The sequence below is a fragment of the Rhodococcus sp. P-2 genome, assembly GCF_016598535.1.
GTDB classification, from domain to species: Bacteria; Actinomycetota; Actinomycetes; order Mycobacteriales; family Mycobacteriaceae; genus Rhodococcus_F; species Rhodococcus_F baikonurensis.
In genome coordinates this window covers 6,000,434-6,017,233 of the sequence record NZ_CP066779.1, presented here as the reverse complement: position 1 = coordinate 6,017,233, position 16,800 = coordinate 6,000,434, and the positions used below count along the sequence as shown (strand labels likewise).

14 protein-coding genes are annotated in these 16,800 nt (G+C 64.4%); 2 read left to right on the top strand and 12 right to left on the bottom strand.

Going from position 1 to position 16,800, the window contains the following annotated elements:
* Positions 1-30 precede the first annotated feature (30 nt).
* The 12 genes from I7X09_RS28005 to argS all read right to left on the bottom strand — a co-directional run bounded on the left by I7X09_RS28005 (position 31) and on the right by argS (position 15,000).
* Positions 31-1,218, bottom strand: a complete 1,188-nt coding sequence (locus I7X09_RS28005; RefSeq protein WP_083954689.1) for a glycosyltransferase family 4 protein — start codon at positions 1,216-1,218, stop codon at positions 31-33.
* Entirely contained in the window at positions 1,215-2,540 is a 1,326-nt protein-coding gene (glyA, locus tag I7X09_RS28000) for a serine hydroxymethyltransferase (protein ID WP_200314752.1), read from the bottom strand. Before glyA ends, I7X09_RS28005 begins: the two co-directional genes overlap by 4 nt.
* A 2-nt stretch (positions 2,541-2,542) precedes the next feature.
* The gene (locus tag I7X09_RS27995) at positions 2,543-3,205 is read right to left on the bottom strand and encodes an L-threonylcarbamoyladenylate synthase (RefSeq protein ID WP_003941345.1); all 663 of its coding nucleotides are present in this window, start codon (positions 3,203-3,205) and stop codon (positions 2,543-2,545) included.
* The gene (gene prmC, locus I7X09_RS27990) at positions 3,202-4,134 is read right to left on the bottom strand and encodes a peptide chain release factor N(5)-glutamine methyltransferase (RefSeq protein WP_095971607.1); all 933 of its coding nucleotides are present in this window, start codon (positions 4,132-4,134) and stop codon (positions 3,202-3,204) included. Before prmC ends, I7X09_RS27995 begins: the two co-directional genes overlap by 4 nt.
* Before the next feature lie 77 nt (positions 4,135-4,211).
* Complete coding sequence (prfA, locus tag I7X09_RS27985) at positions 4,212-5,291, bottom strand: peptide chain release factor 1 (RefSeq protein ID WP_003941341.1); 1,080 nt, start codon at positions 5,289-5,291, stop codon at positions 4,212-4,214.
* A 146-nt stretch (positions 5,292-5,437) separates the two neighbouring features.
* Positions 5,438-5,674: a 50S ribosomal protein L31 gene (gene rpmE, locus I7X09_RS27980; RefSeq protein ID WP_003941310.1), complete on the bottom strand. Its 237-nt coding sequence runs from the start codon at positions 5,672-5,674 to the stop codon at positions 5,438-5,440.
* Between the two features lie 226 nt (positions 5,675-5,900).
* Positions 5,901-8,048 carry a transcription termination factor Rho gene (gene rho, locus I7X09_RS27975; RefSeq protein WP_200314750.1) on the bottom strand — a complete coding sequence of 716 codons (2,148 nt, stop codon included), beginning with the start codon at positions 8,046-8,048 and terminating at the stop codon, positions 5,901-5,903.
* Positions 8,049-8,551: 503 nt separating this feature from the next.
* Positions 8,552-9,496 carry a homoserine kinase gene (gene thrB, locus I7X09_RS27970; protein WP_200314748.1) on the bottom strand — a complete coding sequence of 315 codons (945 nt, stop codon included), beginning with the start codon at positions 9,494-9,496 and terminating at the stop codon, positions 8,552-8,554.
* A 44-nt stretch (positions 9,497-9,540) separates the two neighbouring features.
* Positions 9,541-10,623, bottom strand: coding sequence for a threonine synthase (gene thrC, locus I7X09_RS27965; RefSeq protein WP_003941280.1), 1,083 nt, complete (start codon positions 10,621-10,623; stop codon positions 9,541-9,543).
* A complete protein-coding gene (locus tag I7X09_RS27960) occupies positions 10,620-11,933 on the bottom strand; it encodes a homoserine dehydrogenase (RefSeq protein ID WP_007726192.1) in 1,314 nt (437 codons plus the stop codon). The genes thrC and I7X09_RS27960 overlap by 4 nt, the downstream gene beginning before the upstream one ends.
* Positions 11,930-13,351 (bottom strand): diaminopimelate decarboxylase, encoded by a 1,422-nt coding sequence (lysA, locus tag I7X09_RS27955; protein ID WP_200314746.1) that lies wholly within the window; start codon positions 13,349-13,351, stop codon positions 11,930-11,932. Before lysA ends, I7X09_RS27960 begins: the two co-directional genes overlap by 4 nt.
* Positions 13,348-15,000 carry an arginine--tRNA ligase gene (argS, locus tag I7X09_RS27950; protein WP_200314744.1) on the bottom strand — a complete coding sequence of 551 codons (1,653 nt, stop codon included), beginning with the start codon at positions 14,998-15,000 and terminating at the stop codon, positions 13,348-13,350. Before argS ends, lysA begins: the two co-directional genes overlap by 4 nt.
* Positions 15,001-15,216: 216 nt before the next feature.
* Here argS and I7X09_RS27945 point away from each other — a divergent pair, with 216 nt between their 5' ends.
* Together I7X09_RS27945 and I7X09_RS27940 are read left to right on the top strand one after the other, a co-directional pair.
* The gene (locus I7X09_RS27945) at positions 15,217-16,044 is read left to right on the top strand and encodes a DUF3105 domain-containing protein (RefSeq protein WP_095971602.1); all 828 of its coding nucleotides are present in this window, start codon (positions 15,217-15,219) and stop codon (positions 16,042-16,044) included.
* Between the two features lie 4 nt (positions 16,045-16,048).
* Entirely contained in the window at positions 16,049-16,768 is a 720-nt protein-coding gene (locus tag I7X09_RS27940; RefSeq protein WP_200314742.1) for a DUF305 domain-containing protein, read from the top strand.
* Positions 16,769-16,800 lie beyond the last annotated feature (32 nt).

Below are 16,800 nucleotides of genomic sequence, written 5' to 3'. Positions count from 1 at the left end.
TGCCCAAGGGTAATGGATCGGGAAACGTGGCTAGCGCCGCTGCTGCTTGCGATCGATCAAAGACGGCACGGCGGTGAAGAACAACGCAAGGACCAAACCGGCCGCGACGAGTACAACAACCAGCTGACGATTGAGCAGTGAGGATCCGACGGCACCGAAAGCCAGAACGCTGACCCACAGGTAGATGACCAGCACGACTCGTCGATGCGTGTGCCCGATCTGCAAGAGCCGGTGGTGCAGGTGCATCTTGTCCGGACTGAACGGACTCACGCCCGCTTTCGTTCGGCGGATCACGGCCAGGAGCATGTCCAGCATCGGGATGAACATCACAGCTCCGACCAGCAACAACGGCGCGAGAAGGCCGACGAGGTCGCGGGTTCCGTAGGCGGCCAGCGGAATACGACCGGATGCGCTGGTGGAGATCGCAGCCAGCATCAGACCGATCAACATCGAACCGGAGTCGCCCATGAAGATGCGTGCCGGATTGAAGTTGTGCGGAAGAAATCCGAGACAAGCACCTGCCAACGCCGCGGCGATCATCGCGGGTGGATAGACGCTGGCGTCACCGCCCTGATCGTGGAGCAGACCGATCGAGAAGATGAGGATTGCCAGGGCCGCGATCAGCCCCAAACCGGCGGCCAATCCGTCGAGACCGTCGACGAAATTCATGGCGTTGATGGTCGCGACGGCAACAGCCACCGTGAACAGTCCCGATTGAATCTGATCGAGGATGATGGTGGACCCACCGTCACCGCCGAACGGGTTGTAGATGATGAACCAACTGACGCCCATCACCACGAGAACTCCGGCAGCAGTCACCTGACCCACGAACTTGGTGAGCGCGTCGAGACCCCATCTGTCGTCGATCACACCCACGAGGACGATGACGGCTCCCGCAACGAGCGCAGCATGTACGTCCGGACTACCGAAGCCGAAACCTCTTGTGAGCGCGGGTAATTGCTGCGCAAACAGCAGGCCGACAGCCATGCCGATGTACATCCCGACGCCACCGAGGCGCGGAATCGGCTCGACATGAACGTCCCGATCACGCGGAATCGCAACGGCGCCGAACCGCAGCGCCAACAACCGGACTGCTCCGGTCGCCAGGTAGGTCACCACCGCAGCCGTACACAGCACGAGCAACAGTTCACGGATGGGAACACCCGCTCCCCCGCCACCCTGTGCCAGATATGTGGTCGCCTCGTAGGAAGTGATCACTGCGCGAGATCACCCGTCTGGCGGGGGTAGGCGGGCTTTGCCCGGACCAATTCGCGAACGCCGTCGGCTACTGACGCCAACTCGGCCTCCCCGGACGTGGTGGCGGGATCCGCGACGACTGCACGCGCGATCAACTCCCCCACGACGCTCATGTCGGCACGGTTGAATCCCTGCGTCGTCACGGCCGCGGATCCGACGCGGATTCCGGACGTGACGGCCGGCGACTGCGGATCGAACGGAATCGCATTCTTGTTGAGCGTGATCGAAGCCAGTCCGCACCTACGCTCGGCGTCGACTCCGGTGACCCCGCTTGCGCGCAAGTCGAGAAGTGCCAGATGCGTGTCGGTTCCACCGGACACGGTACGCAGGCCGCGAGCTTCCAACGACTGCGCGAGCGCCGACGCATTGGCAACCACTTCCTGTGCATACCAACGATATTCCGGCGTCGATGCTTCTTTGAAGGCAATCGCCTTCGCGGCGATCGCATGCATCATCGGACCGCCTTGAATGAAGGGGAACACCGCGCGATCGACAGCCGAGGCGTGCTCGCTGCGGCACAAGATCATTCCGCCGCGCGGGCCTCTGAGGACCTTGTGCGTCGTCGCGGAGACCACGTCGGCATACGGAACACACGACGGTATCGCTCGGCCTGCGACGAGTCCGATGAAGTGGGCGGCGTCGACCCACAGGATCGCACCGACCTCGTCAGCGATCGAGCGGAAGGCTGCGAAGTCGATGGTGCGGGAGTATGCCGTCGCGCCGGCGACGATGATTTTCGGCTTGTGCGCCAGAGCCAGGGTGCGAACCTCGTCGTAGTCGATCAATTCGGTGACCGAATCGACGTGATAGGGAACGGTGGTGAACCACTGCCCCGAAAAGCTGACCCGAGACCCGTGAGTCAGATGCCCACCGTGCGGAAGACTCATCGCCAGCACGGTGTCGCCGGGCTTGGCGAATGCGGCGTACACCGCGAGATTTGCAGTGGCTCCCGAATGCGGTTGGACGTTGACGTGCTCAGCGCCGAAGAGTGCTTTCGCCCGGTCGATCGCCAGATTCTCGGCTGCGTCGACGTACTCGCACCCGCCGTAGTAACGCCGACCCGGATAGCCCTCGGCGTACTTGTTGCTCAGGGTCGAACCCAAAGCGGCCAGTACGGCGGGGCTGGTGAAGTTCTCGCTCGCGATGAGTTGAAGTCCGCCGCGCTGACGCTCGAGTTCGGCCAGCGCAATAGCCGCGATCTCGGGGTCTGCCGTGGCAAGCTCACCGAAATCCGGTCCCCAGTACGTGGATTCCCCCGCGCGCTCGCCGCCGGCGCCGACCATCGTTACGAAACTCCCTCTACAAGGCTTTCCGGACTGGTGCCCAATACCTCGGCGATGGATTCTGCCGAGACGGCACCCACTCGCAAGATACGCGGTGAATTGCCGGTCAGGTCGACGATCGTGGAAGCAACGGCATGTTCGGCCTTGCCCCCGTCGAGATACACGCTGGCAGATCCGCCGAGCTGATCTCGAGCTTCCTCGACGGTAGTCGCCGGCGGACGCCCCGAAATATTGGCGCTCGAGACGGCAAGCGGTCCGACATCGCGCAACAATTCAAGAGCAACCGGGTGCAGGGGCATACGGAGCATGACGGTTCCGCGGGTATCGCCGAGGTCCCAGGCAAGTGACGGCGCCTGCTCGACGACCAAGCTCAGTCCGCCGGGCCAGAACGCGCGGATCAAATCCCGTGCCTGCGGGCGCACGCTGTAGACGAGCCCGTCGATGGTGTTCCACGATCCGACCAGTACCGGGACGGGCATGTCTCGCCCGCGTCCCTTGGCGCGCAGCAAACTCGTGACAGCTTCGCTGTCGAACGCGTCGGCGGCGAGTCCGTACAGGGTGTCGGTAGGGAGAACTACGAGTCGGCCGGCCTTGAGCGCGTTCTTCGCGGCGGCCAAGCCTGCGGTTCGGGAATCTGTCTGACTGCAGTCGTACACGGTGCTCACTCAGCCATCCTTTCACTCTGCACTTCGGGCGTTCGATTCCGCTGGGCTTCGACGTCGGTGGCGACACGTCTGGCGACGACGAATCGCGGACGACCGGCAAGATCGGGATGCTGCGCGACCTCGCCGAATACCCGGCGCGCCGAGAACAGCGCAGCGACGCCGTCGCCATTGGTGTCGTCGTGCTCGATGCCTGCCGCGCCGCCGATGCGAAGCCACCGCGCGATGTTGCTGATCATCGGTTTGATGACGGACAGACCGTCGGCACCGCCGAACAGCGCGGTGTGTGGGTCGTAATCCATGACCTCAGGCTGCAATTGCGCGCCTTCGGGGATGTACGGCGGATTGGAAACGACAAGATCGACGCCGCCCTCGAGCCCCGGCAACAAGTTCCGATCGGTGACGTCGCCCTGATGCAGATGGATCGGTGTATCACCGGCGGCCTCGCGGTCGGCGGCATTACGACGCGCCCACGCCAGCGCGGCGGGTTCCTTCTCCACGGCGTGAACGACGGCGTCGGGACGGGCCTCGGCGATGGACAGCGCGAGTACACCCGATCCCGTGCACAGGTCCAGCACTACCGGCGGCTTGCTTCCGCAACCTTCGAGGAACGAGAGCGCCCAACCCATGAGCAATTCGGTTTCGGGCCGCGGAATGAAGACACCCGGACCGACGGCGACGTCGATGTTGCCCATCGATGCGACTCCGATGATGTGCTGCAAAGGAATCCGCTTCACGCGTTGCGCAACCAACTCGTCGAACGCCGCGATGACCTCGGGATCGACCAACGGAATCAGCCCGAGACGCGTGCGTTCGACGCCGAGCAGGTGGGATGCCAACAACTCGGCGTCGGTGCGTGGGCTGGGCACACCTGCGGCGTCGAGCTGTTTTGCAGCTTCGATCAGCGCCAAACGAAGTGGAAGTCGACTCACGGGTACAGCCTGCCACGCTCGACCGACACGCGGTTCACCGAGTTCCCAGCAGTATGGAGGTCAGTCATCGTCTGCATCTACTCGGCCGCGAGACGCGCCTCTCGGTCCGCCTTACCCAATGCGTCGAGAAGTGCGTCGAGCTCACCGTCGAGCACCGCGTCGAGGTTGTGCGACTTGAACCCGATGCGGTGATCGGTGATGCGGTTCTCCGGGAAGTTGTAGGTGCGGATGCGCTCCGAACGGTCCACCGTCCGGACCTGACTCTGGCGACCTGCCGACGCTTCTGCGTCCGCGGCTTCCTCGGCGACTACCTGCAAGCGGGCGGCAAGGACCTGCATGGCGCGCGCCTTGTTCTGCAGCTGCGAACGCTCGTTCTGGCAGGTGACGACGATGCCGGTCGGAAGGTGCGTGATTCGGACAGCAGAGTCGGTCGTGTTGACGCCCTGACCACCCTTGCCGGACGAACGGTAGACGTCGATGCGCAGGTCACTCTCGTCGATCTGGACCTGCTCGACCTCTTCCGGCTCCGGGTAGACCAGCACGCCGGCGGCCGAAGTGTGAACGCGTCCCTGGGATTCGGTGACGGGCACTCGCTGGACGCGGTGAACACCGCCCTCGAACTTCAGCCTCGCCCACACTCCGTCCGGGGTATCTGACTTGCTCTTGATCGACAGCGTTGCTTCCTTGTATCCGCCGAGATCGGAAACCGTCGCGTCGAGGATCTCGACGCGCCAGCCGTGCCGTTCCGCGTAGCGGACGTACATGCGGGCCAGGTCCGAGGCGAAGAGCGCGGATTCTTCGCCGCCCTCACCGGACTTCACTTCGAGGACGATGTCGTCGCCGTCATGCGGATCACGCGGCGCCAACTGATCGGTCAGCGTCTGCTCGAGCTGCGCGACCTCGGCTTCGAGATCGGGGATCTCGGCGGCGAAGCTGGAATCGTCGGCAGCGAGTTCGCGCGCGGCTTCCAGATCGTCCTGCGCAGCCGTGAGCTTGTTGTACGTCGACATGATCGGCGAGAGCTCGGAGAACCGCTTACCGACGCGCCTGGCAGCGGCAGGGTCGTTGTGCAGCGCCGGATCGGACATCTGTGCTTCGAGACCGGCGTGCTCCGCCAAGATGTCGTCGATGGCCGAGGGCTGGGTTGCGCCTGCCATGGTTCGCTCCGCTCTGAGTTTCGATTCCTACGGTGCGCGCTTGAAGGTGTTTCGACGCCGGGACCCGGGAAACGCGCAAACCGAGTGCAGGCACAAAAAAGCCGACGCCCGATCTGCGCATGGCAGATCGGGCGTCGGCGGAACAGCTAGGACTCGGTGGCCGGGACCTTGCTGTCTGCGCGCTTGCCGTAGCGAGCCTCGAAGCGAGCGACGCGTCCACCGGTGTCGAGAATCTTCTGCTTGCCCGTGTAGAACGGGTGGCACTGCGAGCAAACCTCGACGTTGATGCGTCCGGACTCCTTGGTGCTGTGGGTCTCGAACGTGTTACCGCAACCGCAGACGACGGTGGTCGCTACGTAAGTTGGGTGGATTCCTGCCTTCATGGTGTCCCTTTCAATGGTCGCCGGGTCGACGTCGCCAATCGACATCGTGAACCGGAACCGGACTCGGCCGTTCAGTATGCCAGATGCGGTACCTCACCGGATAATCCGCGTCTCGCACGCCTCGGGGTGGCTGTACGAAGTTGTCAACGCACTGCCCTTCGGTTTTGTTCCGCCCATGCAAAAGGCCCACAACCAGCTGGTTGTGGGCCTTTTGACGTCGAGTCGATCAGTCGTCGATCGCACCCGGTGCGGTCTTGGAGACCTGCATCAGGAACTCGAGGTTGTTCTTGCTCTTCTTCAGTCGATCGATCAGCAGATCGATGGCCTGATGCGAGTCCAGACCGGACAGGACGCGGCGGAGCTTGTGCAGCACCGCAGCCTCGTCCGGGCTCAGGAGCAGCTCGTCCTTACGCGTGCTGGACGGGTTGACGTCCACGGCCGGGAACACGCGGCGTTCGGCGATCTTGCGATCGAGCTTGAGCTCGGCGTTGCCGGTGCCCTTGAACTCTTCGAAGATGACGGTGTCGCCGGTGGATCCGGTCTCGACCATTGCGGTAGCGATGATGGTGAGCGATCCACCGTTCTCGATGTTGCGGGCAGCACCGAGGAAACGCTTCGGCGGGTACAGCGCTGTCGAGTCGACGCCACCGGAGAGGATGCGTCCGGACGCCGGCGAGGAGTTGTTGTACGCACGACCCAGACGCGTGATGGAGTCGAGCAGTACGACGACGTCCTTACCCATCTCGACCAGGCGCTTCGCACGCTCGATTGCCAGCTCGGCCACTGCGGTGTGATCTCCCGGCGGGCGGTCGAAGGTGGAGGAAATGACCTCGCCCTTCACGCTGCGCTGCATGTCGGTCACTTCCTCGGGACGCTCGTCCACGAGGATGACCATCAGGTAGCACTCAGGATTGTTGGTGGCGACAGCATTCGCGATCGCCTGCAACACGCTGGTCTTACCCGCCTTGGGCGGGCTCACGATGAGGGCGCGCTGGCCCTTACCGATGGGCATCACCAGGTCGATGACACGCGTGGTGAGAATGTGCTGCTCGGTCTCGAGGCGCAGACGCTGGTTGGGGTACAGCGGCGTGAGCTTGTTGAACTCGGGGCGCTTCTTCGCGGCCTCGACGTCGCCGCCGTTGACCGTGTCGATCCGGACCAGCGGGTTGAACTTCTGACGCTGGCTGCCCTGTTCACCGTCACGCGAGACCCGGACGGCACCGGTGATGGCGTCGCCACGGCGAAGGCCGTTCTTGCGGATCAGGTTCATGGAGACGTAGACGTCGTTGGGACCGGCGAGGTACCCGGACGTACGCACGAAGGCGTAATTGTCGAGGACGTCGAGGATGCCGGCAACCGGCTGAAGGACGTCGTCCTCGCGGATTTCGGTCTCGCGCGAATCGTTGGGTGCGCCACCCTCACCGCGGTCGCGACCACGGCCACGGCGCTCGCGGAAACGGCGTCCGCGGCGTCCGCGTCCACCCTCTTCGTCGTCGTCCGGTCCGTTGTTGCGGTTGTCCGTGCGCGGACCGGCATTGTTCTGGCCGGCGTTGTTCTGATTGCCACGATCCTGACGGTCCTGGCGATCCTGGTTGCCCCGGTTGCCCTGGTTGTCTCGCTGGCTCTGGTTGTCCCGCTGGCCCTGGTTGTCTCGCTGGCCCTGGTTGTCTCGCTGGCCCTGGTTGTCGCGGTTTCGCTCGCGGCGGGGACGCTCGTTGCCCTGCTCGGCAGGAGCCTGCTCAGCTTCCGACTTGCCCTCGGCGCCTGAAGATCGTTCGGCCGGAGCCTCTGTCTTCGCAGACTCGGCGGCCTTCGAGGTGTCCGAGTCGGACTTTGCCGAAGGAGTGTCCTGCTCGATACTCAGTTCACCCTGGTCGGGTGAACCTGCTCGACGTGCGGCGCCGCGACGCTGGCGTCCACGACGGGGTGCAGCCTGATCGGCGTCCTCGGCGGATTCGGTACGTGCCGGCGCGGCCTCGGCAGGAGCCGATTCGGCCGCCGGAGCTGTTTCGGCTGCGGGGGTTTCGGTTCGTGCGGCGCGAGTGCTCTTGGCACGAGTGCGCGCAACGGGCGCGTCGTCGAGAGTGAGTTCACTCTGTGCGGGTGCAGCCTTTGCGCTGCCGCCCTGGCGCTCCTTGATGGCTGCGATCAGGTCACCCTTGCGCATGCCGGAAGTGCCTTTGATGCCCAGTTCACCCGCAAGAGTGCGGAGTTCGGTGAGCACCATGCCGGAGAGTCCGGCTCCACGGCGCGTTTCGGCACGCTTCGTGGAGGTCGCCACCGCACCGTTCGATGCTGAAGATGACGCCTGAGAATTGTCGCCTGATTCCGACCCGGCGGGTGCAGAAGTGGCGATGAGGTCCGTATCGGTCACGGAGGTCCTTTCCTTCCCTCACTCGCACTGCGCAAAGTCGAGGGTTCGTCCCGCAGTTCGATTGAATACCGAACTCGGTGGTGCCGTACGTGGTTGCTGTCCAGAACTGCCGGCTTGTCCGCCGTCACATGATTGTCGGAAACTCTCGCCTCAAACTTTTCATGCGCTCGCAAACCTGCCCAACGCGCCTTCGTCGACGATTCACTCCCCCGTGTGCTGAACCCCAGAGTCATGGAACCTCTGAGTGTTCGATCCGCGGAGGATTCAAACCTTCGGAGAAGGTACAAGCGCGAGGATCATGCCTGCGAGAATCATGCCAAGGACTGTGGACCCCGATTGGGAAGGAGTTTTGCCCCCTGGTGATGCACCGGCGACTGACGCGCACGATGTACGGACATAGCCCAGGATAGCGCCCAAACCTGAGTCCGGCAAGAATTTGGGCGACTGGGTGTGTCAGTTCACTACCGATCGGTAGTGGGCAATCACCAGGACCAAGGCAGGGATCAGACGGTCGTCGTGACTACTTCCACACCGTCGGCGATATCCAATTCGAGTACACGGAGCCCGTCGGCCCGCGCAGCTTCGGCGAGTTCGACGGGGAAAGGCTCTGTGCTGAGCGCCAACACGGTGGGGCCGGCGCCGGAAACGGTCGCGGCGATACCCGCCTGACGCAGAATGCCGATCCACCGAGTCGTGAGCGGCAGAGCGGGCGCGCGTTGCGCCTGATGCAGACGATCTTCGGTGGCTGCCATCAGCAGATCCGGGCGCGCGGTGAGCGCGACGACGGCCAGGGCGCTGCGGCTCGCGTTGAACGACGCATCCTGGTGCGGAACCAATTCGGGCAGAAGCCCGCGGGTGTGCGCGGTGGACGAGCGCTCCTCGGGAACCAGTGCCACGGCACGGATGTCGGGATGCACGTCGAGTTTCGCCGCGGAGTAGATCGGCTCGTCTCCTTCGACGGCCGGCGGGCAACTCCACGAGACGACTGCGCCACCGAGAACACTGGCGGACGCATTGTCCGGGTGACCTTCGAACTCGGACGAGAGTTGAACCAACTGCTCTTGCGTCAAACCGATCTCGGCATCGAGCGCGCGTGCCAGACCGTTGGCTGCTGCCAGTCCACCGACGGCCGCGGAAGCCGAGGAACCCAACCCGCGCGAATGCGGGATCGCGTTGCGGCACAACACATCCAGGCCGCTGGCCCACACTCCCGCAGCTTCGAGGCCACGCTCGATGGCGCGAACCACGAGATGCGAAGGACCCCAAGGCACGTCGGCAGCACCTTCGCCTTCGACACGAATCTGCAGACCCGATTCCGTTGTGGTGACCACGATTTCGTCGTACAACCCCAACGCCAGACCGAGGGTGTCGAACCCCGGCCCCAAGTTTGCACTCGAGGCCGGGACGCGAGCAGTCACCGAAAGGCCGATAGGCAGGGTTATAGTCATGTCAGACACCGGATTCCGCGGAGTGGTCGATGAATCCACGGACACTATGCAAGCTCGAGGGCAGCCGCGACGGCAACGGGATCGACACCGATGGGCTCGACGTTCGGCATCCCCTTCAATGCGGTGTCAGGATCTTTGAGACCGTTACCGGTCACCGTGCACACGACGGTCAGGCCAGGCTCGAGCCAGCCCTCTGCACGTGCGGCGAGCAGGCCCGCGACGCTGGCGGCCGATGCCGGTTCGACGAAGACGCCCTCGGTAGCGGCGATCAGTCGGTACGCCTCGAGGATCTTCTCGTCGGTGGCGGCACGGAATGCACCGTTGGACTCTTCCTTCGCCGCGACTGCGCCGTTCCAGGAAGCGGGGGAACCGATTCGGATTGCGGTGGCGATGGTTTCGGGATCCTTGACGGGTGCGCCATTGACCAACGGCGCCGCTCCGGCAGCCTGGACTCCGAGCATGCGGGGCTTGACCGTGGTCAGGCCGTCTGCGTAGTACTCGGAGTACCCGCGCCAGTACGCGGTGATGTTTCCGGCATTGCCGACCGGGAGAGCGTGTACGTCGGGAGCCTTGCCGAGGACGTCCATGATCTCGAATGCCGCGGTCTTCTGACCTTCGATGCGCACCGGGTTGACCGAGTTGACCAGACCGATGGTGGGGAATTCGGCCGTGGTCTTGCGTGCCAGCTCCAGGCAGTCGTCGAAGTTGCCCTGCACCTGAATGATCTTGGCGCCGTGCATGACTGCCTGCGCGAGCTTGCCCATGGCGATCTTGCCCTGCGGGATGAGCACGGCGCAGGTCATGCCGGCCTTGGCTGCATACGCAGCGGCCGAGGCGGAGGTGTTGCCGGTGGACGCGCACAGAACTGCGCGCTGGCCGCGAGCCAAGGCGTCGGTGACGGCCATCGTCATGCCGCGGTCCTTGAAGGAACCAGTGGGGTTGAGGCCCTCGACCTTGAGGTAGACGTCGCAACCGGTGATCTCGGAGAGGTGGCCGGCCGGCAGGAGCGGGGTGCCGCCCTCGCGCAGGGTGACGGTCTTCCAGTTGTCACCGATCGCGAGACGGTCCCGGTATGCCTCGATGAGACCCGGCCATGCCTTGTGGACGGGGTTGACGATGCCGGTCATTGTTCAGTGCCTTCCAGTCGCAGCACGCTGGTCACAGCGGTGACGAATTCGAGTTCGTTGAGGGCCGCCACGGTCTCGGACAGAGCCGCGTCGGTTGCTACATGAGTGACGACCACCAGACGCGCGCCGGCGCCGGCGCCCTCCTGGCGGACGACGGAAATGCTCACGCCGTGCTTGGCGAACTCGGCGGCGACTGCGGACAGCACGCCTTCCTTGTCCGCGACCTCCATGTTCACGTAGTAGCGGGTGAGGATGTCGCCCATCGGCGCGACCTTGAGCTTGGCGTACTTGGACTCGCGGGGGCCGCGACCGCCGTGAACCTTGTTGCGCGCCGCCATCACCAGGTCACCCATGACCGCGGACGCGGTGGGGGCGCCGCCTGCGCCCTGGCCGTAGAACATGAGCCGGCCGGCGTTCTCTGCTTCCACGACAACGGCGTTGAATGCGCCGTTGACCGAAGCGAGCGGGTGGCTGAGCGGAACCAGCGCCGGGTACACGCGAGCGGAAATCCGCTCCTTGCCCTTGGGCGTGACGATGCGCTCGCAGATCGAGAGCAACTTGATGGTGCAGTCGAGTGCCTTCGCCGACGCCAGGTCGGCAGAGGTGATCGTGGAGATTCCTTCGCGGTACACGTCCGCGGCAGTGACGCGGGTGTGGAACGCGATCGACGCGAGGATCGCAGCCTTTGCCGCGGCGTCGTAGCCTTCGACGTCGGCGGTCGGATCTGCTTCCGCGTACCCGAGGCGTCCGGCCTCGGCGAGGGTCTCCTCGTAGTCGGCCCCGGTCTCGTCCATCGCGGAGAGGATGAAGTTGGTGGTGCCGTTCACGATTCCGGCGACCTTGTTGACGCGGTCTCCGGCCAGGGACTGCGTGAGCGGGCGGATCACGGGGATCGCACCGGCAACAGCGGCCTCGAAGTACAGGTCGACAGAATTGGCCTCTGCAGCCTCCGCCAATTCACCGGTGTGGTCCGCGAGCAGCGCCTTGTTGGCGGTCACGACCGACTTACCGGAGTTGAGGGAGGAGAGAATCAGCTTGCGAGGGAGCTCGATTCCGCCGATCACCTCGACCACGATGTCGACGTCGTCACGACCGACCAGGGACTCGGCGTCCGTCGTCTGCAGTTCCTCGGGAATTCCGCGGTCCGAGCCGATACGGCGAACGGCAACTCCCCGCAGTTCCAACGGGGCACCGACGCGAGCTTCGAGTTCCTCGGCCTGCTCACGAATGATCCGGACGACCTCGCTCCCGACGTTGCCGAGGCCGAGAACGGCCACACCGATAGCGCGATGCGCCGATTCGCTCGTCACTGCGATACCTCCAAGCTGAGCAGATCTTCCACTGTTTCCCTCCGCAGAATCACGCGTGAGACTCCGTCACGCACCGCCACCACGGCTGGGCGGGTGAGCAGGTTGTACCTGCTCGACATCGAATAGCAGTATGCACCGGTCGCTGCTACCGCTAGTAAATCACCGGGCCCGACGTCCTCGGGCATCCAGGTGTCCCGAATGACCACGTCACCGGACTCGCAGTGCTTACCGACGATACGTGCAACGACCGGATCAGCCTCGGAAGTTCGCGAAACCAACTTGGCTTCGTACTCCGCACCGTAGAGGGACGTGCGGATGTTGTCGCTCATCCCGCCGTCGACGCTGATGTAGCGGCGTGTCAGCGAGCTACCCACCGTGACGTCCTTGATGGTGCCGACCTCGTAGAGCGTCACCGTGCCAGGTCCGGCGATGGCGCGGCCGGGTTCGACGGCAAGCGTCGGCTCCGGCAATCCGGCCAGGGCGGACTCGTTGCGCACTATGTGACCGAGCTTTGCTGCCAGTTCGTCGACGGGCGGCGGGTCGTCGGACGGGATGTACGAGATCCCCATGCCGCCGCCGAGGTCGATGATCGAAATCTGCTTGGTCTTCTCGACTCCGAACTCGGTGACGACGTCGCGGAGCAAACCGATCACGCGGTGCGCGGCCACCTCGAAACCGTCGACGTCGAAGATCTGCGAACCGATGTGGCTGTGCAGGCCGACCAGTCGCAAGTTGTCGGCAGCGAAGACACGGCGGACCGCGTCGATTGCCGCTCCCCCGGCCAGCGAGAAACCGAACTTCTGGTCCTCGTGTGCGGTGGAGATGAATTCGTGGGTATGCGCTTCGACGCCGACGGTCAGGCGGATCAACACGTCCTGAACGACACCGGCCTCACCGGCGACACGATCGAGTCGGTCGATCTCGATCGCCGAGTCGAGCACGACGTGCCCGACACCTGCGGCGACACCGGCGGCCAGTTCGGCGACGGACTTGTTGTTGCCGTGCATCGCAATTCGCTCAGCCGGGAAATCGGCATGCAACGCAATCGCAAGTTCGCCGCCGGAGCAGACGTCGAGCGATAGACCTTCGTCGGCAACCCAGCGTGCGATCTCGCCGCAGAGGAACGCCTTGGATGCGTAGTGCACCTTGGCATCCGGACCGAAGGCACGGGCCATGTCACGGCAGCGCGAGCGGAAGTCGTCCTCGTCGATGACGAACAGCGGGGTGCCGTACTTCTCGGCGAGCTCACTGACCTTGACACCGGCAAGGGTCACTTCACCGTCGTCGCCGCGAGAAGCGTTGCGCGGCCACACCTGCGGCGAGAGTTCACCGAAGGCTTCGGGGCTGGTCGGACGGTCGGGCAAGCCGGGGGCCTGCAACTGCTCGGCATGCTTGGGGCCGGCGGGGTGCGCGTTCACATTTGCTCCGGTGCGGTGACGCCGAGCAGTTCGAGGCCGTTGGCCAGGACCTGTCGGGTGGCGGCGCAGAGAGCCAGACGCGCGCGGTGCACGTCGGTGGCGTCTTCGTCGCCTTGCGGAAGGATGCGGCACGCGCCGTAGAAGCGGTGGTACGCACCCGCGAGCTCTTCGAGATAGCGGGCAATACGGTGCGGCTCACGCAGATTCGCTGCGCTCGACACGACGCTTGGGTACTCGCCGATCGTGCGGATGAGGTCACCCTCCTGCTCGACAGTGAGCAGGGCGAGGTTGCTCGCGTCGGCGGACAGGCCGAGGTCTGCGGCGTTGCGAGCGATCGCAGAGAGACGTGCGTGCGCGTACTGGACGTAGTAGACGGGGTTCTCGCTGCTGGTCTTGGTCCACAGATCGAGGTCGATGTCGATGCTCGAGTCGACCGACGAGCGGATCATCACGTAGCGCGAGGCGTCGACGCCGATTGCCTCGACCAGATCGTCGAGGGTGATGACGGTGCCTGCGCGCTTGCTCATCTTGACGGCAGTGCCGTCCTTGACGAGGTTGACCATCTGGCCGATCAGCACCTCGACGGTGTCCGGATCGTCGCCGAAAGCGGCAGCGGCAGCCTTGAGGCGGCCGATGTACCCGTGATGGTCGGCGCCGAGCATGTAGATACAGAGGTCGAACCCGCGGGCACGCTTGTTCTGGAAGTAGGCGATGTCACCGGCGATGTAGGCGGCGTTGCCGTCGCTCTTGATGACGACGCGGTCCTTGTCGTCGCCGTAGTCGGTGCTCTTGAGCCACCACGCACCGGCTTCGTGGAAGAGGTTGCCCGAACCCTTGAGGGATTCGACGGCCTTCTCGACCGCACCGGATTCGAAGAGCGAGTTCTCGTGGAAGTAGACGTCGAAGTCGACGCCGAAGTCGTGGAGTGTCTGCTTGATGTGCGTGAACATCAATTCGACGCCGATGGCGCGGAAGGTTTCCTGCTGCTCGTCGGCGGGCAGGTCCATGACGTCGGGACGCTGCTTCAGAACCGAGGCGGCGATGTCGGCGATGTATGCACCGGCGTAGCCGTCTTCGGGAGCGGGTTCACCCTTCGCCGCAGCGATCAGCGAACGCGAGAAGCGGTCGATCTGGGCACCGTGGTCGTTGAAGTAGTACTCACGGGTGACCAGTCCGCCCTGCGCGGACAGAATGCGTCCGAGCGCGTCTCCGACTGCGGCCCAACGGGTTCCACCGAGGTGAATGGGGCCGGTGGGGTTGGCCGAGACGAATTCGAGGTTGATCTTCTTGCCGGCGAGGGAATCACCCGAGCCGTACGACGCACCGGCTTCGAGTACCGACACGACGATCGCGCCCTGGGCGTCCTTGTCCAAGCGGATGTTGAGGAAGCCGGGTCCGGCGATCTCGGCGGATTCGATTCCGTCGGCAGCGGTGAGGGCTTCGGCGATCCAGCCCGCCAGCTCGCGGGGATTCGTGCCGACCTTCTTGGCTACCTGCATGGCAATGTTGGTGGCGTAATCGCCGTGCTCGGGGTTGCGTGGTCGCTCGACGGTGAGGGTTTCGGGTAGCACGGATACGTCGAGGCCACGATCGGCAAGGACGCTCGCTGCGGTTCCGCGGAGCAGTTCGGCAAGGTCAGCTGGAGTCACAGGTATTCATCCTATTGCCTGCACACCGGAAGTGGAGACTCGCCTCACGCCTCACTCTCCGTGAACCTGTCCGAGGCAGCTGTGGCGTGTCGCACGCCACTCTCAAAGTTTGCCCTCAGACTCGGAAAGTACAGTGGTAATGCCCGAGCTACCACCGCGTACCTTCATGCGCGGGCGCGCTACACCTCAAGCCCACACACCGAAAGAGCCCAATCGATGCCAAGCGGTTCCGATAGTCGCGGTCCCAACAAGAACTCCGGGGCCAAATCAGCCAAGGCCATCAAGGCCGCCAACAAGAACAGTCGGCCGGCCAAGAAGGGCAAGGGTGGCGTCCCCGCTCCCCGCCAGATCCCCTGGCTGTCGATCGGTGCCGGTGTGGCTGTGCTCGCACTCATCGCCGTGCTCGGTATCAATCTGTGGCCCAAGGTCGAGGAGCGGCAGGCGCTCGAGCCGTACAAGTACAGCTCGGAGAACAAGGATCCGTCGGACAAGATCGACGGCGTCCTCAAGATCGAGTACCCGGCCGGCCAGCACGTCGATTCCACTCAGCGCGTGGCATACGACCAGACTCCGCCGTTCGGTGGCCCGCACGACGCCACCTGGGCTAACTGCACCGGAACGGTGTACGCCGACCCGATCCGCACCGAGAACGCCGTTCACTCGCTCGAGCACGGCGCCATCTGGATCACGTACAACCCCGATCTCGTCGATCAGGACCAGATCGACAGCCTCGCCGGACGCGTCAACGGCAAGTCCTACATGCTGATGTCGCCGTTCCCCGGCCAGAGCAGCCCCATTTCTCTGCAGTCGTGGGGCCATCGCCTCGAGATCGACAAGGCCGACGACGATCGCATCGATCAGTTCATCACCGCGCTGAACCAGAATCCGAACGTCTACCCCGAGGTCGGCGCGAGCTGCACCAACCCGCTGTTCACTCCGTCGACGTCGCCGTTCGATCCGACTCCTCCGGGTCCCGACGCCATCCAGATGGACGGCACGGGCGCTACCCCGGCCACCGACGAACAGATTCCCGCCGGTGGATAGTCCGGTGAACAGTTCAGTGACCACCGATCAGTCTTCGAAGCCGAGTCAGCGCACCGCACTGCTGATCATCGGTCTGATCGGCGCGATCGCCGTCGGTTTTGCGCTCGGCGCACTGACCAATCTTCTGGGACCCGACGCGAAGTCGTCCCTGACGGTTCCGGCATCGGATTCGGTGGACGTCGGCTTCGCGCAGGACATGAGCGTGCATCACAGCCAGGCCGTGGACATGGCGTCCATCGCCCTGACGAAGTCCACCGACAACGACGTACGCACGCTGGCGTTCGACATCTTGACCACGCAGCAGAACCAGCTCGGTCAGATGCAGGCGTGGCTGACCATGTGGGATCAGCCGCTGTCCAAGGTGGGTCCGTACATGGAGTGGATGTCGTCCGATTCGGGTTCCGGTCACGGATCGCACGGGACTTCGGCCACGATGGACATGGCTCATTCCGGTCCGGTCGACACCATGCCCGGCATGGCGTCCCCCGAGGACCTCGCGGCTCTCCGCGCGGCGGAAGGCCTGCAACTCGACACCCTGTTCCTGCAGCTGATGCTTCGTCACCACGAAGGTGGGCTTCCGATGATGGAGTACGCAGCAGCCGACGCCACCGAGGGTCCGGTGCGCAGCCTGGCACAGACCATGGTCAACACGCAGCAGAGCGAGTCCAAGCTGATGACCGACATGTTGGCAGCTCGCGGCGCAGCGCCGCTGCCCATGAACTGAACTGAGAACTCGGACCCGACTGGGCCTGGTCC